Consider the following 358-nt stretch of genomic DNA (forward strand, 5'->3'; position numbering starts at 1 on the left):
ACAGTAAAGGCCGTCTGAAATTTGAGTAAAGTTTCAGACGGCCTTTTGTTGTATTTGGTAACTATATGTCCAGGCTGTATAATTAGCGGATTAAATTCAATAATGACAATACAGGAACCGCCATGACAGAAACCATCGAACGCGACAGTATGCAATACGATGTCGTGATTGTCGGCGCAGGCCCGTCGGGTTTGTCCGCCGCCATCAAACTCAAGCAGCTTGCCGAAAAGAATGGACGCGAAATCAGCGTTTGTGTGGTGGAGAAAGGTTCGGAGGCCGGTGCGCACTCGCTTGCCGGTGCCATCATCGATCCGATTTCTTTGAATGAGCTGATTCCTGATTGGAAAGAAAAAGGCGC

At 48.0% G+C, this 358-nt stretch carries 1 protein-coding gene; it reads left to right on the plus strand.

The window, feature by feature from the left end; genetic code table 11:
* Positions 1-122 precede the first annotated feature (122 nt).
* Positions 123-358 (plus strand): NAD(P)/FAD-dependent oxidoreductase (locus ACTHSP_RS22935; RefSeq protein WP_440347119.1); only part of this gene is annotated, 236 nt, incomplete at its 3' end.

Source organism: Neisseria sp. P0001.S005 (genome assembly GCF_051963715.1).